This is a genomic window from Halospina sp. K52047b (genome assembly GCF_008709855.1).
Lineage (GTDB): Bacteria > Pseudomonadota > Gammaproteobacteria > Pseudomonadales > Oleiphilaceae > Halospina > Halospina utahensis_B.
In genome coordinates this window covers 144,275-168,160 of the sequence record NZ_VYJH01000001.1, presented here as the reverse complement: position 1 = coordinate 168,160, position 23,886 = coordinate 144,275, and the positions used below count along the sequence as shown (strand labels likewise).

The 23,886-nt window shown below is 62.9% G+C and carries 25 protein-coding genes; 6 read left to right on the top strand and 19 right to left on the bottom strand.

All coding sequences use genetic code 11. The annotated features are described in order from the left end of the window. Positions 1-16: 16 nt before the first annotated feature. From F3089_RS00825 to F3089_RS00815, 3 genes are all read right to left on the bottom strand, one after another. The gene (locus F3089_RS00825) at positions 17-1,372 is read right to left on the bottom strand and encodes an efflux RND transporter periplasmic adaptor subunit (protein ID WP_151438982.1); all 1,356 of its coding nucleotides are present in this window, start codon (positions 1,370-1,372) and stop codon (positions 17-19) included. Continuing rightward, a complete protein-coding gene (locus tag F3089_RS00820; RefSeq protein ID WP_192497232.1) occupies positions 1,372-2,538 on the bottom strand; it encodes a TolC family protein in 1,167 nt (388 codons plus the stop codon). The genes F3089_RS00825 and F3089_RS00820 overlap by 1 nt, the downstream gene beginning before the upstream one ends. 174 nt (positions 2,539-2,712) lie before the next feature. Next, positions 2,713-3,099 (bottom strand): hypothetical protein, encoded by a 387-nt coding sequence (locus F3089_RS00815; RefSeq protein WP_192497231.1) that lies wholly within the window; start codon positions 3,097-3,099, stop codon positions 2,713-2,715. A gap of 161 nt (positions 3,100-3,260) precedes the next feature. On the opposite strand from F3089_RS00815, the gene F3089_RS00810 reads away from it, so the two are divergent. Then, positions 3,261-4,160: a cation diffusion facilitator family transporter gene (locus tag F3089_RS00810; RefSeq protein WP_151438979.1), complete on the top strand. Its 900-nt coding sequence runs from the start codon at positions 3,261-3,263 to the stop codon at positions 4,158-4,160. A 35-nt stretch (positions 4,161-4,195) separates the two neighbouring features. Here F3089_RS00810 and rpoS read toward each other — a convergent pair whose 3' ends face one another. The 12 genes from rpoS to pyrG form a co-directional block, all read right to left on the bottom strand. Continuing rightward, positions 4,196-5,206 carry an RNA polymerase sigma factor RpoS gene (gene rpoS / locus F3089_RS00805; protein ID WP_225741628.1) on the bottom strand — a complete coding sequence of 337 codons (1,011 nt, stop codon included), beginning with the start codon at positions 5,204-5,206 and terminating at the stop codon, positions 4,196-4,198. A gap of 80 nt (positions 5,207-5,286) precedes the next feature. After that, on the bottom strand, positions 5,287-6,057 hold the full coding sequence (locus tag F3089_RS00800; RefSeq protein ID WP_225741627.1) for a peptidoglycan DD-metalloendopeptidase family protein: 771 nt from the start codon (positions 6,055-6,057) through the stop codon (positions 5,287-5,289). Positions 6,058-6,401: 344 nt separating this feature from the next. After that, the gene (locus F3089_RS00795; RefSeq protein ID WP_095617533.1) at positions 6,402-7,340 is read right to left on the bottom strand and encodes a DUF368 domain-containing protein; all 939 of its coding nucleotides are present in this window, start codon (positions 7,338-7,340) and stop codon (positions 6,402-6,404) included. After that, positions 7,337-7,993: a protein-L-isoaspartate(D-aspartate) O-methyltransferase gene (locus tag F3089_RS00790; RefSeq protein WP_151438977.1), complete on the bottom strand. Its 657-nt coding sequence runs from the start codon at positions 7,991-7,993 to the stop codon at positions 7,337-7,339. Before F3089_RS00790 ends, F3089_RS00795 begins: the two co-directional genes overlap by 4 nt. Then, positions 7,994-8,743, bottom strand: coding sequence for a 5'/3'-nucleotidase SurE (surE, locus tag F3089_RS00785; RefSeq protein ID WP_095617535.1), 750 nt, complete (start codon positions 8,741-8,743; stop codon positions 7,994-7,996). Beyond that, a complete protein-coding gene (truD, locus tag F3089_RS00780) occupies positions 8,740-9,708 on the bottom strand; it encodes a tRNA pseudouridine(13) synthase TruD (protein WP_151438976.1) in 969 nt (322 codons plus the stop codon). Before truD ends, surE begins: the two co-directional genes overlap by 4 nt. Continuing rightward, a complete protein-coding gene (gene ispF / locus F3089_RS00775; RefSeq protein ID WP_095617627.1) occupies positions 9,705-10,196 on the bottom strand; it encodes a 2-C-methyl-D-erythritol 2,4-cyclodiphosphate synthase in 492 nt (163 codons plus the stop codon). The genes truD and ispF overlap by 4 nt, the downstream gene beginning before the upstream one ends. Then, positions 10,196-10,927, bottom strand: coding sequence for a 2-C-methyl-D-erythritol 4-phosphate cytidylyltransferase (gene ispD / locus F3089_RS00770; protein WP_151438975.1), 732 nt, complete (start codon positions 10,925-10,927; stop codon positions 10,196-10,198). The genes ispF and ispD overlap by 1 nt, the downstream gene beginning before the upstream one ends. A gap of 9 nt (positions 10,928-10,936) precedes the next feature. Beyond that, positions 10,937-11,209 (bottom strand): septum formation initiator family protein, encoded by a 273-nt coding sequence (locus F3089_RS00765; protein WP_077530768.1) that lies wholly within the window; start codon positions 11,207-11,209, stop codon positions 10,937-10,939. Between the two features lie 31 nt (positions 11,210-11,240). Then, entirely contained in the window at positions 11,241-12,539 is a 1,299-nt protein-coding gene (gene eno / locus F3089_RS00760) for a phosphopyruvate hydratase (protein WP_095617538.1), read from the bottom strand. Positions 12,540-12,738: 199 nt separating this feature from the next. Then, a complete protein-coding gene (gene kdsA, locus F3089_RS00755) occupies positions 12,739-13,584 on the bottom strand; it encodes a 3-deoxy-8-phosphooctulonate synthase (RefSeq protein WP_151438974.1) in 846 nt (281 codons plus the stop codon). A 24-nt stretch (positions 13,585-13,608) separates the two neighbouring features. Continuing rightward, entirely contained in the window at positions 13,609-15,237 is a 1,629-nt protein-coding gene (gene pyrG, locus F3089_RS00750) for a CTP synthase (protein ID WP_151438973.1), read from the bottom strand. A gap of 149 nt (positions 15,238-15,386) precedes the next feature. On the opposite strand from pyrG, the gene F3089_RS00745 reads away from it, so the two are divergent. Then, positions 15,387-16,442 carry an SO_0444 family Cu/Zn efflux transporter gene (locus tag F3089_RS00745; protein WP_151438972.1) on the top strand — a complete coding sequence of 352 codons (1,056 nt, stop codon included), beginning with the start codon at positions 15,387-15,389 and terminating at the stop codon, positions 16,440-16,442. Beyond that, a complete protein-coding gene (locus F3089_RS00740; RefSeq protein WP_095617541.1) occupies positions 16,435-16,632 on the top strand; it encodes a hypothetical protein in 198 nt (65 codons plus the stop codon). Before F3089_RS00745 ends, F3089_RS00740 begins: the two co-directional genes overlap by 8 nt. Here the strand turns inward: F3089_RS00740 and F3089_RS00735 are convergent. Together F3089_RS00735 and F3089_RS00730 are read right to left on the bottom strand one after the other, a co-directional pair. Next, positions 16,625-18,283: an FAD-binding dehydrogenase gene (locus F3089_RS00735; protein WP_151438971.1), complete on the bottom strand. Its 1,659-nt coding sequence runs from the start codon at positions 18,281-18,283 to the stop codon at positions 16,625-16,627. The two genes, F3089_RS00740 and F3089_RS00735, sit on opposite strands and share 8 nt — an antisense overlap. Positions 18,284-18,363: 80 nt before the next feature. Beyond that, positions 18,364-20,187 carry a monovalent cation:proton antiporter-2 (CPA2) family protein gene (locus tag F3089_RS00730; protein WP_160898024.1) on the bottom strand — a complete coding sequence of 608 codons (1,824 nt, stop codon included), beginning with the start codon at positions 20,185-20,187 and terminating at the stop codon, positions 18,364-18,366. 169 nt (positions 20,188-20,356) lie between these two features. Here F3089_RS00730 and F3089_RS00725 point away from each other — a divergent pair, with 169 nt between their 5' ends. Next, the gene (locus F3089_RS00725; protein WP_151438969.1) at positions 20,357-21,352 is read left to right on the top strand and encodes an LLM class flavin-dependent oxidoreductase; all 996 of its coding nucleotides are present in this window, start codon (positions 20,357-20,359) and stop codon (positions 21,350-21,352) included. A 163-nt stretch (positions 21,353-21,515) separates the two neighbouring features. After that, positions 21,516-22,178, top strand: a complete 663-nt coding sequence (locus F3089_RS00720; protein WP_151438968.1) for an AbiTii domain-containing protein — start codon at positions 21,516-21,518, stop codon at positions 22,176-22,178. Positions 22,179-22,210: 32 nt separating this feature from the next. On the opposite strand, the gene F3089_RS00715 is transcribed toward F3089_RS00720, so the two are convergent. Then, entirely contained in the window at positions 22,211-22,747 is a 537-nt protein-coding gene (locus tag F3089_RS00715) for a YgjV family protein (RefSeq protein WP_151438967.1), read from the bottom strand. 69 nt (positions 22,748-22,816) lie between these two features. Between F3089_RS00715 and F3089_RS00710 the strand changes: the two genes are divergently transcribed. Continuing rightward, a complete protein-coding gene (locus tag F3089_RS00710; protein ID WP_225741626.1) occupies positions 22,817-23,161 on the top strand; it encodes a DUF72 domain-containing protein in 345 nt (114 codons plus the stop codon). A gap of 54 nt (positions 23,162-23,215) precedes the next feature. Here the strand turns inward: F3089_RS00710 and F3089_RS00705 are convergent, their stop codons facing one another. Then, complete coding sequence (locus F3089_RS00705; RefSeq protein WP_151438966.1) at positions 23,216-23,884, bottom strand: hypothetical protein; 669 nt, start codon at positions 23,882-23,884, stop codon at positions 23,216-23,218. Between the last annotated feature and the right edge of the window lie 2 nt (positions 23,885-23,886).

Here is a 23,886-nt window from a genome sequence, read left to right as displayed (position 1 = left end):
ACCGTCGGATGCCAGGTCAATGCGAGTGGCCCGCGTTTTCAAGTTTGTCGCGACCGAACTCCGCCTTGATGGTGAAGGTATTCCTGGCAGCGTAACGCTCACCACTGGCGAGTCCTTCCAGGATTTCAACCTTGCCGTCGGCCTCGCGCCCCAGTTTCACGGGGCTCGCCCTGAACCCCTTCCCGGTCCGGATGAACACAGTGGGCTGACCATCCATGTTCTGTACCGCACTCTTGGGCACAGCGATGTCTGCATCTACGGTATCCACCGTTACAGCGCCCGTGATGAACTGACCGGGGTACCATTGACCCGAGGCGTTCTCCAGTACCACACGGGCTTTCGCTGATCGGGTGGATTCATGCATCAACGGTGTGACGTAGGTAATGGGACTGGTCGCGGACGCGTTCGAATCGGTCGCCTTGACCGTAACACTCTGGCCGGGCCTGACATCATCAATACTCTGGGGAAAGATACTGATCCGGCCCCAGACCTGCTCACGGCTGGCAATAACGAAGGGAGAATCCCCGGAAGAGCGGGCATCCACTCTTTCACCACGGGTGAGGTGGCGCTCAGTGATGGTGCCATCCACAGGAGCGGTCAGCTCATAGCGGGCCAGGCTGTCATTGCCCTCAAGATTCAGCGCCTCGATGCCCTGTGCCGTCATACCCAGGGTACGAAGCTCACGACGTGCCAGCTCCACCTTGACCTGCGCATCGCTGAGTGCCTGACGGCTTTCCTGGAGTTCCGCCTCGGAGGCAATCTGATCTTCCGCCAGGCGTTGCTTGCGCTCAAACGTGGCGCGGGCCAGTTCAAGGCTGGCCTTGGCGGAGAGATAGTCCGAGCGTACCCGGGCCAGCTCCCGGCTCGAGAGAACCGCCAGCACTTCACCTTTTTCAACCTTTTCACCACTCTGCTTGAGCAGCTCTTCAGCACGCCCCGATACACGGGCTGTCACATGAGTAATCAAGTTCTCATCAAAAACAATCTCTCCGGGAAAAGTCCGCTTGAGTGCCAGTTTGTCCGGACCGGCCTCACGAACCTCGACTCCGAATTCACGGATCACCTTATCCGAGAGGACCAGTTCCCGATTGCCGTGATCGCCCTTGTGTTCTCCTTCTGAAGCGCTTCCGTGATCACCTTCACCGGAAGACTCGCCGCCCTCCTTGTGGCCTGATCCGCCATGGTCATCATGACCTTCGCCGTCTTTGTGGCCCGACTCACTGTGACCATCATGGCCCTGCTCCTCCTGAGCATGGTTTTCATGACCTTTTTCACTGTGCTCTGTTTGCGAGGCATTCTGTTCCTGACCATTGCCACACGCGGTCAGCAATACGGCCAGCATCAGTATCATGAGCGTTTTCAAGTGATTCATTACAACGACTCCCCAGGGGCCAGACCGGCCGCCTCTTTCAATTCCAGTTTCGCCAGACGTGCGTCCAACAGCAGATCCTCGCGCGTGCGTTCGGCCTGCCAGACGGATTGGGTGGCATCAATAAGCTCCGTGAGCGTGACGTTGCCGGCGCGATAGCCCTGTTCACTCTGCTTGAGAACCTTGCGTGAGGGTTCGAGTATCTGTTGCTCGTGGCGCTCCAGGCGCGTCATCAAACGGCTGAGTGACGCATAGGCCGTTGACAGCTGCCGCTCAAGGTCACGACGCCGATCCCTCATGGTCTGCTGGGCTTGGTCAGCTCTGCCTCGGGCAGCCGCTTCACGCCCTCCATAAGTGGTCCAGAGCGGAACCTCCAGGCCCAGCCCTACCGCGTAGGCGTTCTCCTCTTCACCTCGCAGTGCAAACCGCTTGTGACTGAACGTCAGGTTCAGGTCCGGAATACGCGACGCACTCGCCTCACGCGCACGCGCCCTCGCGGACTCGGTTTGCTGGCGTGCCTGTTGAAGTGCCGGGTGGCTCGTAAGCCTGGACTTCAGATCCATCAGTCCAGGTACCTCTCTCAACGCCAGAGCGCTACTCAGCTGAAGGTCATCAGTGTTTTCGATATCAAGCAGGTTCCGGAAGCGCTCCTGTACCATTGCCTGGTGCCGACGGGCGTCGGACAGCGTAGCTTCCGCCTTCGCGGCCAACACCGAAAGTCGGCTGGCTTCGCGAACCGCGATATCCCCGCTGTCCGCACGCTTCTGGGCAATGCGCTCGAAACGATCCGCTTGCTGCGTCTGGCGCTTTGCAATGGTCATCTGTGCGTTGGCGTGCTCCAAACGCTGATACAGTTGAGCGGCATCGTGAGCAACAGCAAGCGCTGCACTGGTCACGCCGGAACGCGCCGCCGAAACCGACTCCTTGGCAGCTTCGGCATCCGCCATCGTGCGCCCGCCAATGGGAATGGGCTGCATCAGCTGTACATTCTGAACGCGGATGTCATCGGTCTGCAGTTCCTGACCAAGCGCGTCGCCCGCCGAAACACTCAGGGAAGGGTTCGGCCAGACGCCGGATTCCTCGTACTCACCCTTTTCACTGGCAAGGGCTGCCTTTTCACGTTCAATGAGGGGCGAGACGGACTGCGCCCGCTCAATGCTCTGCTGCAATGTCCAGGTTCCGGCATAGACACGCCCCGCTGCTACCAGCGTGAGAGCTGCAATTACTGCCCAAGGGAAACGCCTGACATTACAGACACACTTCACCATGTGCCGCATGGGTCTTCTCCAATACGCAATTCTTCATCTGGCATGCGGAAAACGCATACCGCGGACTGGATTTGTTCAGGCGTGGGGTGGATCGCGGGGTTGGGGAAGGGTGTAGCGTGGTGGTAGCTGAGGTGCCTGTACAAGCTGCAAGCCCACGTCGACAGGGGCCGCTGTGAGAAGGATCGGCTGTGGCCATTGGCTGACCACCACATCCAGTGACCAGTCGCCTGATTGCTCGCGGGTTGCCGGGTCCGCGTCCAGGCCATTCTGGTCTCCATGCAACTCATGGGAAAAATCCGCATGAACCGCATCAGAGCTGGACAGCTCGTAGTCCGCAAACTGATGGAAATGAAGCCCTGCCCCGAACAGCAGCTGCAGCACGAACAGCATCACCAGTGCGACACTGAGCCGACGGGTCTGTGTTCGACTCGCAACAGGCATGGCAGCTGCTTGTGGATGCATAGGCGTCAATTATCCAATACCCTTTGCAGGGTGCAATCACTTACAGTCGAATAGCTTACCATAGAAACAACGAACAACAAGGTGTACCGAATCTGATTCAGGTAAGGTGGCGGCCTGCTCGCGAGAGCCTCGTACACGCATGTAACCGAACTGGAGCGCCTATGAGCCATGATCACAGTCACTCGGCAGGGGACCGGAGGGTCGGCGTTGCCATTATAAGCAACCTGTTGCTGACCCTTGCCCAGGTTGTGGGTGGCATCCTTTCCGGCAGCCTTGCCCTCATTGCCGACGCCCTGCATAACTTCTCGGACATGGCCTCAATGGTCATTGCACTGGTAGCACGGCGCATTGCAAGACGACCGGCGGATCCTGCCATGACCTTCGGCTACGGTCGGGTGGAGACCGTTGCGGCACTGGTCAACTACACCTCCCTGATCCTGATCGGGCTCTACCTGGGGTTCGAAGGCATCATGCGCCTCCTGGATCCCGCCGAAGTCGCCGGAATGGCGGTTATCGCCCTGGGGGTGCTGGCGCTGGTTGTGGACACGCTTACGGCCTTTCTCACCGGATCCATCCAGCACGGTGGTGCCAACATTCGCGCCCTTTTCCTGCACAACCTCAGCGATGCGCTTACCTCCGTGGCAGTTGTGGTCAGTGGCGTACTCATTGTGCTCTACGACTGGCGGCTGATTGATCCTCTGATCACCCTACTGATTTCAGGCTACATCCTATGGCTTTCCGCCACCGAGGTCGGTGGCGTCATTCGTGTCCTCATGTTGGGAAGCCCGCCGGACATCGACACGGATGCAGTGCTCGATTGCATCCGCGAGTTCGATGGTGTCGAAGGCGTACACCATGCGCATTTCTGGCTGATGGAGGAAAAAACAGCGGCTCTGGACACCCACATCGTCGTCGTTGATTCGATCTGGCAGGAACAACACACACTCAAGGAGGAAATCAGACGCACACTGGATAGCCGCTTTGGCATTCAGCACACGACGTTGGAGTTGGAGCCCTCGAACCAGCAGCACCAAGGCGCCAGCCTCTACGGCAGAGACTAAAGGAGCCCGCCCGCGAGGGCGGGCGGCGAAGGCAATCAGCCCTCAAAGAGCATGTCGCAGGAAAGCCCTTCCTTTTCCAGGATTTCGCGCAGGCGGCGCAGGGCCTCGACCTGGATCTGGCGCACCCGCTCCCGGGTCAGCCCGATCTCGGCGCCCACCTGTTCCAGGGTCATGGTCGAGTAGCCCCGCAGACCGAAACGGCGGCAGAGTACTTCCTGCTGTTTTTCGCTGAGCTGCTCAACCCACTGCCCCAGGCAGCCCTTGATGTTACTCTCCTGCAGCAGCGCGGCCGGGTCTGCCGAGCCTTCGTCCGGAACCGTGTCGAGCAGGGATTTGTCGCCATTGTGCCCGATGGGTGTATCCACGGAGGCAACCCGTTCATTGAGCCCCAGCATCCGTTTCACGTCCTTCACCGGCTTCTCGCACTTCTCTGCGATCTCCTCAGCGGTGGGTTCGTGATCCAGCTGCTGGCTGAGCTCACGCGACGCCCGCAGGTAGAGGTTGAGTTCCTTCACCACGTGGATGGGAAGGCGGATGGTACGGGTCTGGTTCATGATGGCCCGCTCAATGGTCTGGCGGATCCACCAGGTCGCGTAGGTGGAGAACCGGAAACCACGCTCCGGATCGAACTTTTCCACGGCCCGGATGAGACCCAGATTGCCTTCCTCGATCAGGTCCAGCAGCGTCAGGCCGCGGTTGACGTAACGCCGGGCGATTTTCACCACCAGGCGCAGATTGCTTTCGATCATGCGCCGGCGGCCGCTTTCGTCGCCATCACGTGCAAGCCGGGCGTAGTGCTTTTCCTCTTCCGGTGTGAGCAGCGGTGAAAACCCGATCTCGTTGAGATAGAGCTGTGTGGCATCCGCCTGCTGCTGGCGGCTGGTATAGCTGTAACGCGACGTTCTGGAGCGGGCACGTTCAAGCGCTGCCGCATCCCCATCCAGCTTTGTGGCTTCTTCGCTGGCGGCCACGGCCTCTTCCGGATCCATCACCGCCTCTTCGGCCGATGCATCGAGCGCTGCTTCCTGAACCATCTCTTCCGACATAGCTTTCACCCTGCGTTAACTGATCTACCCCTTGAACACTTCCGGCCTTGTTCGACTTCTTATGGGCCGCAAGTCCCGGATCAGCGACGCGGAAGGTACTGCATCGGGTTAACCGGATCGCCCCGTCTCCGTATCTCGAAGTGGAGCATGATCCTGTCGGCGCCCGAATCCCCCATCTCGGCGATGGTATCGCCCTGCCCAACGTTCTGACCCTCTTCCACCAGGATCGTCCGGTTGTGGGCATAGGCGCTGAGGAAGGTCTCGCTGTGGTTCACGATGATGAGGTTGCCGTAACCCAGCAACCCGTTCCCGGCGTAAACCACGCTGCCATCCGCAGCGGCCCTGACGGGGTCTCCCGCGTCACCTCCGATATCAACACCTTTGTTCACATCGGAGCCGTCGGATGAATATTTCGCAATAATCGGGCCAGAATGGGGCCATGCCCAATCGATTTCGGATGACGCTTCATCAGATGCCTGTAACGCATTGTTACTCCGGGAAGCCTGGGGTGACGCCCGCGTCTGGTCTGCGGGTTGCCCGGATGATCCGGACGCCCGTCCGGTTGACGATGAAGCGGTGCCGGATGATGGGGATGAAGCCGAGCCACCACCGGAGCGCCTGAAGTCATCCGGCGCCTCAACGTCGAACTGGATCACCTGACCGGGATGGATCTCATAGGGGGGCTCGATATCGTTGGCAGCCGCGAGTCTGCGGTAATCCCAGCCATAACGCATGGCGATGCTGTAAAGGGTTTCACCCTTCGAGACACGGTGATGCCCCCAGTTCACTCTGGGGTTGTAATCACTGTCGAGGAGCAGATCCGTGGAGTTGCAGCCACCAACCAGAAGCAATACCAGAACTGCCAGGAGCGGTTTTCGGATTGTTCGAATCCCGGTTCCCGCCTGGTTCCGTACAGCCTTTCTGACCGTTTTGAACTCCATCCGTACTAGAACTTTCCGCTATTGATTCTATATTTTTATTCTAAAAAAATCCTGAATATTCACGAGCCTCTGAGGAGACGCGGGTAAATTGCTCTTTTGTCAGGATAATTTTTACCCAGAATTCAGTTACCCACCCACCCCGAACTGTTACCTGTGGGAACAGTGGGCGTAACAGATCACGCAAAAGCCGTGCGTTACTTCCGACTGTCGCGTGATCCGTCTCAAGTGTATGCCCCGCACGGCCAGGCAACCAGTTACGACTTGCCACAACGACCCAACCACTCAACCAGCAGGATCAGCCCCAGCCCCAGACACGCCAGCACCAGCACCGTCCAGGTCTGGGAAGCAGCACCCGTCAGCTCCGTATAGCGCCAGGGCGCAAGATTCTCATACAGCAGTGGCTCGGCTTCCCCGCCCGAGCCGGTGCGCCAGGCCACTGCGCGCTTCCAGGGCCACAGATTGGTAAGCGAACCGACCATGAAACCGGTCAGAACCGCCAGCGTCACAGCGGGAAAGCGGGCCAGGGTCGCCGCCACCAGGCGGGCCATGGCGACCAGCCCCAGCGCGCAGCCACCGGCAAACACCGCCAGCGTTGCCAGAGCAGGCTCGCGGATGGCATCGAGGATCGGCTCGTAGAGACCGAGCAGAAGCAGGATAAAGCTGCCGGAAATACCGGGGAGAACCATCGCCGAGATGGCCACAAATCCGGCCCCAAAAGCGATCAACGGTGTCAGGGCCAGGGTGGCGGGCGTCAGCTGGGCAATGCCCCAGGCCACGAGGGTCCCCAGGCCCAGCCCCATCCCGGCAGTCAGTGACCAATGGGGAATCTGCCGCCCCACATGGAGGACTGCCCCAATGATCAGGCCGGAGAAAAAAGCACGGACCAGCATCGGATGCTCATCCAGCAGTGTCCCGATACCGTGCGCCAGGGTCACAACGCTGAAGAGAATGCCGCCCAGAAGCAGCAGGAGGAAGTTTGCGTCCATGGTCTGCCAGGCCCGGACCAGGCTGCGGTCGCGCACCAGGGTCAGCGCCGCTGCTGGGATATTGCCAAGCGCGGCCAGCAGCCGCTGATAGATACCGGTGATCAACGCCATGGTGCCGCCGGACACCCCCGGCACGATATCCGCAGCCCCCATGAGACAACCTCGCACCACAATACCGGGAGCGGACTGGGTGTGAGTCCGGTTCATCGCACCACGCCACCGAGCACGGGCACGAAGCGCACCGGCTCAATCTCCCGGCGCTCGAATTCGTCCCCGTTGCGGGTGATCAGGGTCAGCATCTGGGTATCACGGCCGAGCGGTGCCACAATGCTGCCGCCGTCCGCCAGCTGATCGTACAGCGCTGCCGGTATATCCCCGGGCGCTGCCGTCAGGATCATGCCGTCAAAGGGCGCGGCTTCCGGCCAACCCTGGCTGCCATCCCCCAAGCGCAGGTGGGCATTGCGATAACCCAGCCGCTGCAGGCGCTCCCGGGCCTGGCGATGAAGACCACCAATGCGCTCGATGCTGTAAACCTCCTTGCCGAGATACGCCAGGATGGCCGCCTGGTAGCCGGATCCGGTGCCCAGCTCAAGGATTCGCGTGGCGCCGGCAGCCAGCAGCATCTCGGTCATGCGTGCGACCACATAGGGCTGGGACAGGGTCTGCTGGTAGCCGATGGGCAGCGCCGTGTCCTCATAGGCACGGTGTGACAGCGCCTCATCCAGGAAGATGTGCCGGGGCACATTCGCGATGGCGTCCAGCACTTCCACACGCTGTATGCCTTCATCACTGAGACGCTCCACCAGCCGCATCCGGGTGCGCTGGGAGGTCATGCCGATCCCCTGGAGTTCGGTATTCATTCAGAGTCCGTCTTTCAGCCAGTCGTTCAGGTTCTGGAACGTATCATAGTGGGTCATGTCCACTTTCACCGGTGTAATGGACACGTAGCCCTCACGGATGGCGTGGAAGTCCGTACCAGGGCCGGCATCATCCTCGTCCCCGGCGGCACCGATCCACATCCGCTCGCGTCCACGCGGACAGTGGACCCGCTGGGGCAGCTCCCCCCGGCCACGATGGCCCAGGCGCGTGATCTGGAAGCCCCTGAGCTCATGCCAATCCACATCCGGTACATTCACATTGAGGACCGTTCTGGGCGGCACTGCCAGCGGATCCGGGCGCAGCAGCAGGCTGCGGACCACCCGCGCCGCCGTATCGAAACGCCAGTTACCCTGGTTGGCCAGCGAAACCGCAATCGGCGGATGATGCAGCAGACGCCCTTCAACCGCAGCAGCCACCGTCCCCGAGTAAAGGATGTCATCACCAAGGTTGGAGTGGGTATTGATACCGGAGATGACCCGGTCGAATTCAATCCCGAACATGTCCCCGATGCCCAGATGAACGCAGTCCGTGGGCGTACCGTCGATGGCCGTGAAACCACCGGGTACATCGGTCGCGGAAAGCGGCCGTGTCAGGGTCAGTGCGTTGCTGGCGCCGGAGTGATCCCGGTCCGGGGCGGCAACACGCACGTCCCCCAGGTCCTCCAGAGCGTCGTAGAGTGCCTTGAGCCCCGGGGAATAGACACCGTCGTCATTGGAAAGCAGCAATTTCATGGCGTTCGGGAACCGTCCTCCAGATCCAGAATCTCAGTCAGTACCACCGTGGCAAAGCCACCGGCAGGCAGGAAGAAATCAAAAACGGCACTGTCGCCTTCCTGCTCCAGAGCGCAGTCTAGCGGTTTCAGCGCGAGGCTGCGACGTGCCGGGCGCATGCGGGTGGCCCGCAGAAGTGCCATGAACTCCGGGTACTGCCCGGCAAATGCCAGTTCCGCCTCTGCCAGCGCCCCTTCGGCCCCGCAGCTGTCGTCACCGAACATCGGCCCTGAAGGAGAGGTTTCCGGGTCCCCCTCCCGCTGTTGCCGCCAATCGCCCGCTGCCAGTCGCCCGGCCAGCCATTCATTGAACAGCCAGCTGCGCACGGCGGACAGCAGCATGCCGGAGCGGGCCCGCTCACGCGGGCGCTTCAGGCGTTGCGGGTCCAGCTGCGCGGCAGCCTCCAGATTGGCCCCATCACGCCCAAAGCGCTGGCGTCCAAAATAGTTCGGACAGCCGTTATTTGCCAGCGCCTGCCAACGCGCGGCCAGGGCGGCACTGTCCGCCTCAAGATCTCTTACCCGGATCCGGAAGTGGTTGCCAGCCAGTTCGCCGGTGCGCAGCTTGCGGCTATGCCGGTCTACCGACAGAACCCGCCACTGCGCGGAAACAGCCTGAAGCACGTCATCCGCTCTCCCGGGCGGACAGGGCAGGCTGAACCACTGGCGGGTGACGGCATGGCGATCCTTGCGCCCCGCATAACCCACCGCAGCTGCAGGACAGCCACAGAGGCGCGCCAGCCCACGGGCAACCCAATCGGTGTTGTCACCGCTTTTCTCAAGCTGGATAAGAAGGTGTTCGCCCTCACCGTCGGGAGACCACCCCAGGTTCTCAGTGACCCCGAAATCCCCCGGGTCCACACGGATGCGGCCGGTTCCGACAGGTTCTCCCCCGGCCCGCGGCCAGTCCAGGCGCCAGCCCGTCACGAGCCCCCGCCGCTGCGACGGCTTTCGACCAGACAGACCGCCTGGGCCGCAATGCCCTCGGCGCGCCCGACGAACCCCAGCCGTTCGGTCGTGGTGGCTTTCACGCTGATCCGTTCCGGGTTCACCGCCAGGTCTTCCGCGATGTTGTGGCGCATGGCATCCACATGGGGACCCATCTTCGGCGCCTGTGCCATGACTGTGGCATCAATATTGACCAGCTGGTAGCCCTGCATCCGCACCTGACGATAGACCTCGCGCAGCAGCGCACGGCTGTCCGCATCCCGCCAGCGCTGTTCGGTATCGGGAAACCAGTGGCCGATATCGCCCAGGGCGATGGCCCCCAGCAGGGCATCGCTGACGGTGTGCAGCAGCACGTCTCCATCCGAATGCGCCCGCAGTCCCTGATCATGAGGGATGACCACGCCACCGATGCGGATATGATCGCCCTCCTCAAAGGCGTGGACGTCGAACCCCTGCCCGACTCGTATCATGTTACGGCCCCTCCGGCCTGTTGCTGTTGTTCGATCAGCCATGCCGCCATGGCCAGGTCCCCCGGATGGGTCACCTTGATATTGTCCGCCCGGCCCGGTACCACGAGCGGCTTCAGGCCCAGATATTCCACCGCCGAGGCCTCATCCGTTACCGGCGCCCCGGCTGCCGCGGCCCTGAGCAGCGCCCGTTCCAGCACCCCGGCGGGAAACAGCTGGGGGGTCTGGGCCCGCCAGAGATGGCTCCGGTCCCGGGTTGCCAGCACATGGCGGGCCCCATCCACTTCCTTGATCGTATCCGTGACTGCCTGGGCCAGAAGGCCTCCGGCCTCGCTGCTGCCAACCCCTTCCATGAGGGCGTGGATATCCCCTCCTGTGATACAGGGGCGGGCGGCATCGTGCACCAGTACGGGGTGCTCCTCAGGAAGTGCCAGCGCCTGCAGAGCGTTCAGCACGGACTCGGCACGGGTGGCGCCGCCAATACAGGTACGGACGGAGTCTGCCGCCGCGCTGCGGGTAGACGCCCACCAGCCATCCCCGGCCCCCAGAGCCACCATGAGGGCTGCGCCAGGCACTGCCCGGGCCAGCCGCTCAAGGGTGACGTCAATCAGGAAGGCGTTACCGAGATACTGGTACTGCTTGGGGCGTTCGCCCCCGACACGGGCACCGACGCCCGCGGCGGGTATAACAATGGCTGGGGGGAGGCCGTCTGAGGCGGCATTAGGCGGCATGGATACGGTTCAGGGCTCCACAACCAGGAAAAAGGTCTCATCCTCGCCGATCATGCCGAGGTCGCGACGGGCGCGCTCCTCGATCGCACGGGTGCCGTCGCCGAGGTTGTTCACCTCGGCGAACAGCTCCTCGTTACGGTGACGGAGCCCGGCATTGATGGTCTTCTGCTCATCGATCTGCTCCTGCAGGGCCCAGGCGTGGGGCAGGCTGTTTTCGCCCGCCCAGAGCCGGACCTGCAGCAGCAGGGTCAGCACGGCCATAATGCCCCACAACCATTTCATGCACGACGCTCCCTGACGCGTCAGGGGTGCCTCAGCCCCCCTGCCCCTTGATTTCGGTCAGACCGCGATACTCGGCCCGATCCCCGAGCTGCTCTTCAATCCGCAGCAGCTGATTGTATTTCGCCACCCGATCGGAACGACAGAGGGACCCGGTCTTGATCTGCCCGGCGCTGGTGGCCACGGCCAGATCCGCGATCGTGGTGTCCTCGGTCTCGCCCGAACGATGCGAGATAACCGCAGTATAGCCCGCATCCTGCGCCATGCGAATGGCATCCAGGGTTTCACTGAGACTGCCGATCTGGTTGAACTTCACAAGAATGGAATTCGCGACGCCCTTGTCGATGCCTTCCTTGAGGATCCGGGTATTGGTCACGAACAGGTCGTCCCCGACCAGCTGGACCTTGCTGCCCAGGCGCTCGGTCAGGGTTTTCCACCCGTCCCAGTCGCCTTCGTCCATGCCATCCTCGATGGAGACGATCGGAAAGCGGTCGCACAGGCCGGCAAGATAGTCACTGAACTCGGCGGCGTTGTACTGCTTGCCCTCGCCTTTCAGGTCGTAAACGCCGTCACTGTAGAACTCGGAGGAGGCGCAGTCGAGCGCCAGGGTGACGTCCTTGCCGAGGGTATAGCCGGCGCCTTCCACGGCTTCGCGGATGGCCTCGAGCGCAGCTTCGTTGGACGGGAGGTCCGGCGCGAAACCGCCTTCGTCGCCCACACCGGTGTTCAGGCCCTTGCTGTTGAGGACCTTCTTGAGGCTGTGGAACACCTCGGCGCCGCAGCGCAGGGCTTCGCGGAAGGTCGGCGCGGACACCGGCTGGATCATGAATTCCTGGATGTCGACGTTGTTGTCCGCGTGCTCGCCGCCGTTGAGGATGTTCATCATGGGCACGGGCATGGAGAACCGGCCGGCGGCGCCGTTGATTTCGGCCATGTGTTCGTACAGGGGCTTGCCCAGGGCGGTGGCGGCGGCCTTGGCGCTGGCCAGGGAGACGGCCAGGATGGCGTTGGCGCCGAGGTTCTGTTTGTTGTCGGTGCCGTCGAGCTCGAGCATGGCATTGTCGATGGCGCGCTGGTCGGCGGCGTCCATGCCCTTGAGGGCGCCGCGGATGCGGTCGTTCACGGCGGCGACGGCTTTTTGTACGCCTTTGCCGAGGTAGCGGTTCTTGTCCTTGTCGCGCAGTTCGAGCGCTTCCCGGGAGCCGGTGGAGGCGCCGGAGGGTGCGCAGGCGCTGCCGATCTGGCCGGATTCGAGGATCACGTCGGCTTCCACGGTGGGGTTGCCGCGGGAGTCGAGGACTTCGCGGGCCTTGATGTTGGCGATTGTTGTCATCCGTTCAACCTCTCTTATCTTTGAATCAGTCAGTGATTCAGGAAATGAAATCGAGTCTGAAAGTCATTTCAGGAGGTGGGGAAGGCAGTCCTTTACGGGATACGCTGTAAATACATCCCTGTACGCTTGTCTTCCGCCATCCATGGCTCCAGACAATCCCGTAAAGGACTGCCTTCCCCACCTCTTCAAACCTTGTTGGTCACGCTGTATCCAGCCGCTCAAACCCCTTGATCAAATCATCCAGTTGTTTGAGTTGCGAAAGAAAAGGCTCCAGGTGTTCGAGCCTTAGTGCACAAGGGCCGTCGCACTTAGCCTGATCCGGATCCGGGTGCGCTTCCAGGAAGAGACCGGCCAGGCCCTGTGACAGGCCGGCGCGGGCCAGTTCGGTAACCTGTTCGCGGCGGCCGCCGGCGGAGTCAGCACGGCCACCGGGCATCTGCAGGGCATGGGTGACGTCGAAGAACACCGGCACACCGAGTTTCTTCATGGCGCCGAAACCGAGCATGTCCACGACCAGGTTGTTGTAGCCAAAGCTGGTGCCGCGTTCGCACAGTATGACCCGCTCGTTGCCGGCTTCCCCGCACTTGGTGATGATGTGGTTCATTTCGTGGGGCGCGAGGAACTGGCCTTTCTTGACGTTGATGACGGCGCCGGTCCGGGCCATGGCGACCACCAGGTCGGTCTGGCGTGACAGGAACGCGGGCAGCTGGATCACGTCGCAGACGTTGGCGGCCGGTTGCGCCTGGTGCGGTTCGTGGACGTCGGTCAGGACCGGAACGCCGTAGCGGTCGCGGATTTCCTCGAGGATGGCCAGCCCTTTTTCCAGGCCGGGGCCGCGGAATGAATGCATGGAGGAGCGGTTGGCCTTGTCGAAGGAGGCCTTGAAGACATAGGGAATGCCCAGCCGGGCGGTTACCTGGCTGTAGGCGTCCGCCACTTCCAGCGCGAGCTCCCGGGATTCCAGCACGTTCATGCCGCCGAACAGCGTGAACGGGCGGTCGTTGGCGATGCTCAGGTCAGCGATGTCGATGGTGCTATACGCCATGGTGAGCGCCCTCGGCAGTCGGGTTCAGGATTCGCCCCTGCGGGCCAGCGCGGCTTCCACAAAGCCCTTGAACAGCGGATGGCCATCACGCGGCGTGGATGTGAATTCCGGGTGGAACTGGCAGGCGACGAACCACGGGTGTTCCGGGACTTCCACCATTTCCACCAGGCTGTTGTCGCCGGAGCGCCCGGCCACGCGCAGGCCCGCTTCCTCCAGCTTGGGCAGAAGCAGGTTGTTGACCTCGTACCGGTGGCGGTGGCGCTCGCGGATCACGTCCTTGCCGTAACACCGATGCGATGTGGTTCCCGGTTCAAGTCGACAGTCCTGGGCGCCCAGACGCATGGTGCCGCCCAGATCGGAATCCTCGCCGCGCTTTTCCAGCTGGCCGTGTTCGTCCACCCACTCGGTGATCAGGCCCACCACGGGGTACGGTGAGTCCTTGCGGAACTCGGTGCTGTGGGCCCCGGAAAGCCCGGCGATGTTGCGGGCGTATTCGATAACGGCCACCTGCATCCCCAGGCAGATGCCCAGGTAGGGAATGCCGTTCTCACGCGCGTAGCGCACGGCGCTGATCTTGCCTTCCACCCCCCGCTCGCCGAAGCCACCGGGTACCACGATGCCGTCAACGTCCTCCAGCGCCGCCTCGCCCTCGCGTTCCAGGTCCTCGGAATCGACGTACTTCATCTTAACGTCGGTCCTGGTGTGCAGCCCGGCGTGGCTCAGTGCCTCAATCAGGGACTTGTAGGCATCCAGCAGCTCCATGTACTTGCCGACCATGGCGATGGTCACTGTCTTGTCGGGATTCTGCTCCCACTCAAACACCTGGTCCCATTCGGACAGGTCCGCCGGACCCACGTTTAGGTTAAAGCGTTCAACGATCAGCTGGTCCAGATCCATCTCGTGGAGCATGCGCGGCACACGGTAGATGCTGGGCGCATCGCACAGCGGGATGACGGCCCGCTCCTCGACGTTGGTGAAGAGCGCGATCTTGCGCTGCGAGCTGGCGTCCACCTCATGCTCGGAGCGGCACAACAGAATGTCCGGCTGCAGGCCGATGGAACGCATCTCCTTAACGGAGTGCTGGGTCGGCTTGGTCTTCACCTCGCCGGCAGTGGAGATGTAGGGCACCAGCGTCAGGTGCATGAAGAGCGCACGCTGGGGCCCGACTTCGACACGCAGCTGGCGCGTGGCCTCCAGGAAGGGCTGGGATTCAATGTCACCGACGGTACCGCCAACCTCCACCAGGGCAACATCCACGTCACCGGCGCCCTCGACAATGCGACGCTTGATCTCATCCGTGATGTGCGGGATCACCTGCACCGTCCCGCCCAGGTAGTCGCCACGGCGTTCCTTGCGGATGACTTCCTCGTAGACCCGGCCACTGGTGAAGTTGTTGCGCTTGCTCATGGTGGTGCGAATGAAGCGCTCGTAGTGACCCAGGTCCAGATCCGTCTCGGCGCCATCCTCGGTGACGAAGACCTCGCCGTGCTGGAACGGGCTCATGGTGCCGGGATCCACATTGATGTAGGGATCGAGCTTGAGGATGGTGACCCTGAGGCCACGTGCCTCGAGGATGGCGGCCAGTGATGCTGATGCAATGCCCTTGCCGAGCGAGGACACAACCCCGCCGGTGACAAATATATAGCGCGTCATGCGAATCCCGTATTCTGCCCGATTGCCAGTTGTGAGGAGGAGGGAGGCGTCGCCTCAAGATGGGATGACAGGCTACCAGAAAGGGGGTCGAGCCTCAATTTGCAAAAGGCGCTACACCATAACGGCATGCCGACCTCTATACTGTGGGTATGAAGGAACTTGTGTTCGCGATTGTTGAGATGACGCTGCTCGCCGCTCCCTGGCTGCTGTTGGGCCTGCTGGTGGCGGGGCTGGTGCGCGGCCTGGTGCCCCGGGCGCGCATCCGGCAGTGGCTCAGCGGCGACGGCATCCGGCCCATCATGCGGGGTGCCGTTCTGGGTGTTCCCCTGCCCATGTGCTCCTGTGGCGCCATTCCGACCGCGCTGGCGCTCTACCGGGGTGGCGCCGGGCGCGGCCCGACCACCTCCTTCCTGGTGGGTACGCCGGGCGCGGGCGTTGATTCACTCTCACTCACCTTTGTGCTGATGGGTCCCTTCATGATGGTGGCCAGGGCGCTGGGCGCAGTTGTCGCAGCGATCAGTACCGGCCTGCTTACCGCCCTGAGCCACGGCGGTGCAACCGCCGCGGACCCCGCGGAGGCAGCCTGCAACTCCGGTTGCTGCTCCTCCGGCTGTGACGGCGGCGATGTTATGGCGGACGCCGATGAAACAGCCCCGGGGCTGCGCCACGGCCTGCGCTACGCGTTCACCGAGATGCTCGACGACATCAGCGTCTGGATTGCCATTGGCCTGGCCGTGGCCGGCCTTTTGATCACGCTGACGCCGCCCCAGGGGCTGGCGGTGCTGGGCAGCGGCATCGGCCCCATGCTGCTGATGGCGCTGATCGGCGTCCCCCTTTACCTGTGCGCCGCCGCAACTACCCCCATTGCAGCAGCCCTGATGCTGGAAGGGCTATCCCCCGGCACCGCACTGGTTCTGATGCTCGCCGGCCCTGTAACCAGCCTGGCCACTCTCAGCATTTTCCAGCGAGAAATGGGCACCGGGGCACTGCTCCTCTACCTCACCGGCATCGTGGTGAGCACCGTTGCAGCGGGGCTGGCGACCGACGCCGTCATTGCCGGCTTTAACCTGGACATCCAGGGCTCGGTCCAGGGGGTTCAGGAATGGATTCCCGCCTGGCTGGAATGGAGCGCTCTCGCCCTTCTGGTGATAATGGCCGTGCCCTGGCTCCGGCGCACTCTCATCAGGGAGACCCACGATGACTGAACCTGAAGAAACAGACGCCGTACCGGCGCAACAGGATGAAGCGGAGCAGCGACACGAGCCGCGGCGCTACCAGGTAAGCGCCAATCGCGGTCGGGCCCGCCACCGCCTGCGCTATGTTGAGAGCGGTGGTGCAACCGAGGAACAGAGTGAGGGGGAGTGCGGCCTGTGCCGCGACCTCCCGGTCAGATGACGGCTTTCGCCGCGGCCCGCCCCGCATTACGGCCCGAGAACAGGCAACCACCCAGGAAGGTGCCTTCCAGCGCACGGTAACCGTGCATGCCGCCGCCACCGAAGCCGGCCGCCTCCCCCACTGCATAGAGGCCGGGGATACGCTCACCCTGTTCGTTGAGAACCTGGGCCTCCAGGTCCGTTTCCAGGCCGCCCAGTGTCTTGCGCGTCAGGATATTCAGCCGCACCGCGATCAGGGGGCCGTGGGCCGGGTCCAGCATCCGGTGCGGCTTGGCCGTGCGCACCATCTTGTCACCGGAGAATTTCCGGGCATTGTGCATGGCCATGACCTGGAAATCCTTGGTGAAGGGGTTAGTCAGCTGCCGGTCGCGCGCCTCGATCTGGCGGCGGATGTCCGCCGGGTCCAGCAGGTGGTCGCCACTGAGTTCGTTCATCCCCTTAACCAGATCCTCGATATTGTCCCGGACCACGAAGTCCACCCCGTTCTCCTTGAAGGCCTCAACAGGGCCAGTACCTTTCCTGCCGAAGGGCCGCTTCAGGGTCTGTGCCCAGCTCTTGCCGGTAATGTCCGGGTTCTGCTCGGAACCTGAAAGGGCAAACTCACGTTTGATGATGCTCTGGTCCAGAATGAACCAGCTGTAGTCGTAGCCGGTGGACTGGATGTACTCCAGTTGCCCCAGGGTATCCGAGCCGGGATACAGGGGCGCGGGGAAACGCCGGCCGGTGGCATCGAACCAGAGGGAGGACGGACCGGGAAGGATGCGGATGCCGTGGTTCGGCCAGATGGAATTCCAGTTCTGGATGCCCTCAACGTAGTGCCACATCCGATCCGGGTTGATCACGCGCGCGCCGGCAGCCTCGGTGATATCGATCATGCGCCCGTCCACATGGGCCGGCACCCCACTGACCATACGCTGGGGCGGGCGCCCGAGCCGTTCCGGCCAGTTGCGGCGCACCATCTCATGATTGCCGCCAATGCCCCCCGAGGCCACGATCACGGCCTGGGCCCGGAACTCGAAGTCATCCTTCTCCTCCCGGTTGGTCTCAACGCCCCGCTCGGCCCGGTCATCAGCCAGCACACTGCCACGCACACCATCCACATGGTCGCCAGTGGTCAGCAGCTCGTCCACACGATGACGCCAGCAGAACCGGATCAGCCCCCGGGCCTCCGCTTCCCTGGCCCGCCTTTCAAAGGGCTCGACAATACCGGGGCCTGTCCCCCAGGTGATGTGGAACCGGGGTACGGAATTGCCGTGACCGCAGGCATCATAACCACCCCGCTCAGCCCAGCCCAGCACCGGAAAGACACGATGGCCCATCTCGCGCAGCCAGGCGCGCTTCTCACCCGCGGCGAAGTTCACGTACGCCTCGGCAACACGGCGCGGCCAGTAATCCTCGTCCCGGTCAAAGCCGGCCGTACCCAACCAGTCCTGCCACGCCAGTTCCGGGGAGTCCTTGATACCCATGCGCCGCTGTTCGGGCGAATCGACGAACAGCAGCCCACCCAGCGACCAGTACGCCTGGCCTCCCAGATTCTGTTCGGACTCCTGCTCCACAATCAGAACACGCCGGCCCGCATCGGCCAGCTCGGTCGCCGCCACCAGTCCCGCAAGGCCGGCGCCGACCACAATGACATCCGCATCCTGAGCCATAACTACCTCGTTGTTGTGCTTATTGTTGTGCAAAACTGAACGAAAGCAGCAACAGATTCAAGACACTTCAGGAGACGGGGTCAGCTGCTCGAGTGCTGAAGACTGTCCGGATCGATGGATTCCGCCTCGTCCGACTGGAACAGCCCCTCCAGTTCGTCGATGATTTCCTGGTCACTGGGGTTACGGCTGCCCTTCTCCTGGTGGATGGCGTAGTACTTGCGCAACTCCTCCTCATCGTGATCCCGGAAGACCTGCACCGCTTCGCGGGCCTCATCCTCATCCCAGCCGAAGATCTGCAGCAGCTGCTCGCCCATGTGCATGCTGCCCGACAGGGTCTCGCGAGTGATCACCCGGCAGCCGAGATCCATCAGGCGCCAGGCGTGCTGGCGGTTGCGCGCGCGGGCGTAGACCGGAACGGTCGGGAAGTTGCGCCGGACATGGTCCACGATGCGCATGGAGTACTCCGCATTCTCCACCGCGACAATGATGGCCTGTGCATCCCGGGCGCCTGCGGTTGTCAGCAGGTCCACGCGTGCCGGGTCGCCATAGTAGATGCGGTGCCCGTAACGGCGGATGAAATCAACCTGCAGGGGGTTGGCATCCAGCGCGGAGAACGGGATCTCGGCGCTGTGCAGCAGTCGGCCCACCATCTGGCCAAAGCCCCCGAAGCCGCAGATCAGAACCTTGGGCTTTTCCTCATCCTCTCCCACCGAATCATAGGGCCGATCGTCGATCTCCGAGGTGGCCAGCATCGGATCCAGAATCCGACGATTGAAAAGGAAGGTGAAGGGCGTGGCGGCCATGGTGAGGATCACCACCGCAAACAATACGTCGGTCACGGACTCGCTCATGACCCCGTAGGTCATGGCCATGGAGAACAGCACGAACGCCAGCTCACCACCCTGGGGCATGAGTGCGGCGAGTGCCCTGCTGCCCTTGTCATCGAGCCCACCAAGCCGCCCGACAGCATAGAGAACGGTGATCTTGAGCAGCAGCACCCCGCCAGTGATACCGAACACCAGCCCGGGCATATCCGCCAGCATGTGCAGATCGGCCGACATGCCCACGGACATGAAGAAAAGCCCCATCAGCAGCCCCTTGAACGGCTCGATGGAGAGATGGATCTCATGCCGGTATTCGGAGTCCGCCAGCAGTACGCCGGCCAGAAAGGCCCCCAGCTCCATGGGCATGCCGGCCATCTTCAGGATCTGGGACACCCCGAGCACCACCAGCAGCGCGGTAGCGGTGAAGGTCTCGCGTGCACCGATGCGCGCCACCGTGCGGAAAACCGGCCGCAGCAGGTAGTGGCCGCCAACGATCACCGCGACCAGCACCACCAGGGTGCGGGCAATGGCCTGGGCGATTCCGAGCGGGTCCATGGACGCGGTACTGCCCTCACCCATGAGCGGAATCGCAGCCAGCAGCGGCAGCAGCGCAATGTACTTGAACAGCAGCATGGCAAAGGCGCTGCGGCCATGGAGCGAGGAAAGCTCATTATGCTCGGAGAGCACCTGCATGGCGAAGGCCGTGGAGGAGAACGCCAGACCCAGCGCGATGATCAGCGACGTCTGCCAGTCCAGACCGAATCCGGCCCAGGCGACTACGCCCATCGGGATGGCACACACAAGCACGCCGGCCATCCCCTGACCGAAGATGTTCCTGCGCATCACCCAGAGCCGTTGCGGCGCCAGCTCCAGCCCCACGAGAAACAGCAGCAGCACCACCCCGATCTTGGCGAAGCGCAGCATACTCTCGACATCGTCGATCACACTGAACAGTGACGGGCCCATGATGACACCGGCAACCAGGTACCCGAGCACGGCTCCGAACCCCAGCCACTGGAAAATGGGCACGGCAATCACCGCCGCCAGCAGGAACAGGGTTACTTCCAGCAGGAAATCCAATGCACGCACTCCTTAAAGCCGGTTCGATCGGGGCTCACTCGGGCCACGCTGGAAAACAGGGGCATACTACAGACGCTGAAGGCCGTTGCGAAGCCCGCCGGCAACCCCGTATTGCCGGCAACGGTACCGGCTCGCTACTGTGTGACCTGAACCCGTATCAGGAGCGACCATGACGCGCTATTCCCTGCTCGATCTCGCCCCCGTGAATGAAGGCAGCACGCCGCGGCAGGCACTGCTCAACGCGGCCGACCTGGCCCGGCACGCCGAGTCCCTTGGGTACAGCCGGTTCTGGATGGCGGAGCACCACAACATGACCGGTATCGCCAGCGCGGCAACGCCGGTGGCGCTGGGCCACATCGCCGCCAATACCAGCAGCATCGGAGTGGGAGCCGCCGGAATGATGCTCCCCAACCATGCGCCGCTGGTGGTGGCGGAACAGTTCGGCACCCTGGAGAGCCTCTACCCCGGGCGCGTGGACCTCGGCCTGGGGCGCGCTCCGGGTACCGATCAGGAAACCCTGCGCGCCCTGCGCCGGGACCATCATTCGGCGGCCAACCGCTTCCCGCAGGAAGTACAGGAGCTGCTGCATTTCCTGGAACCAGTACAGCCGGGCCAGCGTGTTCAGGCCGTTCCAGGCGCCGGTACCCGGGTGCCCGTCTGGATCCTCGGCTCCAGCCTTTTCGGAGCCCAGCTGGCGGCGGCGCTGGGGCTGCCCTATGCCTTTGCCTCCCACTTCGCACCGGACATGCTGGACGAAGCCATCCGGGTCTATCGCGAGCAGTTCCAGCCATCGGAACGCCTGGCCAGGCCCTATGTAGCGGCCGCCGCCAACGTTTTCGCCGCGGATACGGACATGGAAGGCCGCCGGCTCATGACCTCCATGGAACAGCAGTTCATTGCCCTGCGGCGGGGGACCCCTGGACCACTCCAGCCTCCAGTGGATGACCCTGACAGCCTGGGCAGCCGGGCCGAACTCGGCACTGCCCGTCACGCCCTGAAAGAGTCAGCCGTCGGTTCGCCGGAGACGGTGGAGCGCTGGCTGAAGGCCTTCCTGGAACGCACCGGCGCGGACGAGCTGATCCTGACCGGCCAGATCCACGATCACGACGCCCGTAAGCACTCATTCGGCATCGCGGCCGACGCGCTCGGGAACCTCTCCACCTGAGCGCCCAGCGCATCGGTGACACAGTGTTACCGATGCTCAACATCTGTTCAGTTGCACCTTCCGCCCCGGTAACCTAGCTTGAAGACTGTGACATTCATCAAGCTGGATGACCCTGTCAGGTCTGCGTTAAAACAACAAACAGGGAACCAGAAGGAGAGGCACCATGGGAGCACCGGTCGATGCACTGGAACAGCGCGTCAGGGACCCTCAGGACCCGCTCGAGGAGGTCCTGCCCGCCTCGATCACTCTGTCGCTGATGCTCCGCAATCGCAGGATGGGAAGCTGGCTCCAGAACGAGTTTGCCGGTTACAGCGAGGAAGTGGACCTGCCTGACTACCGGCGCAATCTCCCCGGCCACCTGATGACACGGTCGCCCCAGTACGGCTGGATTCCCGCCCCCGTCAGCGAGGAACAGAACCGCAGGGAAGCGCATATGGATCTGAGGGACGGTGTCCGCAGCCTGGAGAAAACCTGCCTCCGTTACCGCAAGGACAGCTACATTCAGCATGCTCTCTCCGCGGAAGCGATGCGTGAACTGCAGACCCGGGTCAATCTGACCACCGACCTGGCGCTCACGATCAACCGCGAGACCTACTCCGACCTGTTGCGCCTGGTCCGCTCAACGATCTACCTCTGGACCCTCGACCTCATCGAGGCGGGCTTCAGTGGCGAGCATAACTCATTCAGCACGGCCGAACGGGAACAGGCAGCCACCATGGACGACCCCGAGCACTACTGGCGGCGCGCGATGGACGAACATGCCAACCTCCCGGTTCCGGGATTACGCCAGGCCGGTGTACTGGAGCGCTTCTTCGGCAGCGCCTGAGGCCGAGAACACCTCGCTGCTCGCAGCAGGACTCAGGGCAACTCCACATCCGGGTAACGCCGCCGCATCCGCTGCAGGCGCAGGATAGTCACAAAATTGGTGACCACCACAAGAGCCTCCGCGAGCGTTGCGCCCACCGAGCCGATGGCGATGTTGTTGCCCATCCAGGCCAGCCCGGCTCCGGCCAGAAAAAGCCGCATGGGAATGCCCCGGAGCATGAACATGCCCACGGTGCCCAGCACCATCGCCGTCATCGGGAACAGGTCGATCCAGCTCTGCCAGGTGAGCACCGCTGCCACGCCACTGACCGCCAGCATGCCCAGCATCACGGCGACATTGCCCTGAAAGCGCTGTGCCAGATGGATGCGAAGGATCACCAGCACCGTCAGTGCCGCAGCGGTCCAGCTCTGGAAAAGCGCGTACTGGAGGGCGAAGGCCACGTTGGCGCCAATCAGCAGCAGCATCAGGCGATCATCCCGGGTACTGGCAAACCCGGCGATGCAGAAGCCCAGTGAGACCAGCGCGACAATCTGGCCGGCGATCTCCATTGCAGTCATATCCGCCAGCATAGGGCCTCCACAGCCTCAAACCGTCAGTATAGAAGCCAGAGCACCCCGCGTCCCTCCGTGATGGCCGCGATGTTCTGGTTTACCCTGTGCGCCATGACCCACTACGCCCTCGGCTGCCCGCAGTGGCAGGATCCCAGCTGGAACACCCTGCTCCCACCGGGAGCAACGCCACTTGCACGCTACAGCCGGGTGTTCGGCTGCGTCGAGGGCAATACCACTTTCTACGCCACACCCACCCGGGAACAATGTGCCCAATGGCGCTCCCAGGTACCCGACGACTTCCGGTTCCTGTTCAAGTTTCCACGTGAAATCAGCCATGACCGGCTGCTCACCGGCTCAGAGACTGCGGTCCGGGAGTTCCTGGCAACCCTTGAACCGCTTGCAGACGTGCTGGGCCCCTTTCTGCTCCATTGAGAGCAATCGTCCTTTCCTGGCGATCAACACGGAACCGCCTCAGATCGGGTTGTTCTAGGACGGCTCCCTGCCTCGGGACCAAGGGCTGGCACCCATGGCAACTCCGAGAGTGCCAATAGCCAGGGGAGCCACGACCGCTCCCGGCAGCCAGCCACTGACCCACCAGATCACACTGCTGTAGACCAGCCAGAGCACGGGGATCACCCCCGTCACCCAGCTGATGGGGCGTGCCAGGAGCAGCATGCCCAGCGTTACCAGGGCCGTGGGTGTTGGCGCCGTGCCGGCAACCTCGAACGCCGCCCAGCTGCGCCCCGTCAATGGGCCGGTCACCGGCAGTACAACGATGCCTGCCAGCACCAGAACGACTCCCAGCTTCGCCCGCAACCCGCCGCTGAACCGCCAACCGCCTCCAAGGCCCACCAGGAACACCAGCACCGCCTGAACCATAAAGGCCCACCCCATGAGGCTGGCTGCCCAGTTCAGAGGTGCGTGCAGCAGAAACTGGAACTGGACGGCGGACCAGCACCAGCACGCCGCCAGCGCCAGCCCAGCGGTGGCGCTGCCGCCCCGGTGGAGCCGCCAGAGCGCGAAAAGCATGAACAAGAGGAACAGGCCCTGCCATGGCCACACCTGCCCGTTGAGGCGCTCGAACAGACGGGACCACACTTCGGGTGTGACCGGCACGAAGTCCCGCAGTGCGTAGGTATCGAGCGCCCCCAGCATGG

What these genes read in the sequence shown, in the direction of transcription:
- F3089_RS00825 (WP_151438982.1), bottom strand. Translation starts at nt 1,372, where the DNA reads ATGAATCACTTGAAAACGCTCATGATACTGATGCTGGCCGTATTGCTG.
- F3089_RS00815 (WP_192497231.1), bottom strand. Translation starts at nt 3,099, where the DNA reads ATGCATCCACAAGCAGCTGCCATGCCTGTTGCGAGTCGAACACAGACC.
- F3089_RS00810 (WP_151438979.1), top strand. Translation starts at nt 3,261, where the DNA reads ATGAGCCATGATCACAGTCACTCGGCAGGGGACCGGAGGGTCGGCGTT.
- rpoS (WP_225741628.1), bottom strand. Translation starts at nt 5,206, where the DNA reads ATGTCGGAAGAGATGGTTCAGGAAGCAGCGCTCGATGCATCGGCCGAA.
- F3089_RS00795 (WP_095617533.1), bottom strand. Translation starts at nt 7,340, where the DNA reads ATGAACCGGACTCACACCCAGTCCGCTCCCGGTATTGTGGTGCGAGGT.
- F3089_RS00790 (WP_151438977.1), bottom strand. Translation starts at nt 7,993, where the DNA reads ATGAATACCGAACTCCAGGGGATCGGCATGACCTCCCAGCGCACCCGG.
- surE (WP_095617535.1), bottom strand. Translation starts at nt 8,743, where the DNA reads ATGAAATTGCTGCTTTCCAATGACGACGGTGTCTATTCCCCGGGGCTC.
- ispD (WP_151438975.1), bottom strand. Translation starts at nt 10,927, where the DNA reads ATGCCGCCTAATGCCGCCTCAGACGGCCTCCCCCCAGCCATTGTTATA.
- F3089_RS00765 (WP_077530768.1), bottom strand. Translation starts at nt 11,209, where the DNA reads ATGAAATGGTTGTGGGGCATTATGGCCGTGCTGACCCTGCTGCTGCAG.
- eno (WP_095617538.1), bottom strand. Translation starts at nt 12,539, where the DNA reads ATGACAACAATCGCCAACATCAAGGCCCGCGAAGTCCTCGACTCCCGC.
- kdsA (WP_151438974.1), bottom strand. Translation starts at nt 13,584, where the DNA reads ATGGCGTATAGCACCATCGACATCGCTGACCTGAGCATCGCCAACGAC.
- pyrG (WP_151438973.1), bottom strand. Translation starts at nt 15,237, where the DNA reads ATGACGCGCTATATATTTGTCACCGGCGGGGTTGTGTCCTCGCTCGGC.
- F3089_RS00745 (WP_151438972.1), top strand. Translation starts at nt 15,387, where the DNA reads ATGAAGGAACTTGTGTTCGCGATTGTTGAGATGACGCTGCTCGCCGCT.
- F3089_RS00740 (WP_095617541.1), top strand. Translation starts at nt 16,435, where the DNA reads ATGACTGAACCTGAAGAAACAGACGCCGTACCGGCGCAACAGGATGAA.
- F3089_RS00735 (WP_151438971.1), bottom strand. Translation starts at nt 18,283, where the DNA reads ATGGCTCAGGATGCGGATGTCATTGTGGTCGGCGCCGGCCTTGCGGGA.
- F3089_RS00725 (WP_151438969.1), top strand. Translation starts at nt 20,357, where the DNA reads ATGACGCGCTATTCCCTGCTCGATCTCGCCCCCGTGAATGAAGGCAGC.
- F3089_RS00720 (WP_151438968.1), top strand. Translation starts at nt 21,516, where the DNA reads ATGGGAGCACCGGTCGATGCACTGGAACAGCGCGTCAGGGACCCTCAG.
- F3089_RS00715 (WP_151438967.1), bottom strand. Translation starts at nt 22,747, where the DNA reads ATGCTGGCGGATATGACTGCAATGGAGATCGCCGGCCAGATTGTCGCG.
- F3089_RS00710 (WP_225741626.1), top strand. Translation starts at nt 22,817, where the DNA reads ATGTTCTGGTTTACCCTGTGCGCCATGACCCACTACGCCCTCGGCTGC.
- F3089_RS00705 (WP_151438966.1), bottom strand. Translation starts at nt 23,884, where the DNA reads ATGCTGGGGGCGCTCGATACCTACGCACTGCGGGACTTCGTGCCGGTC.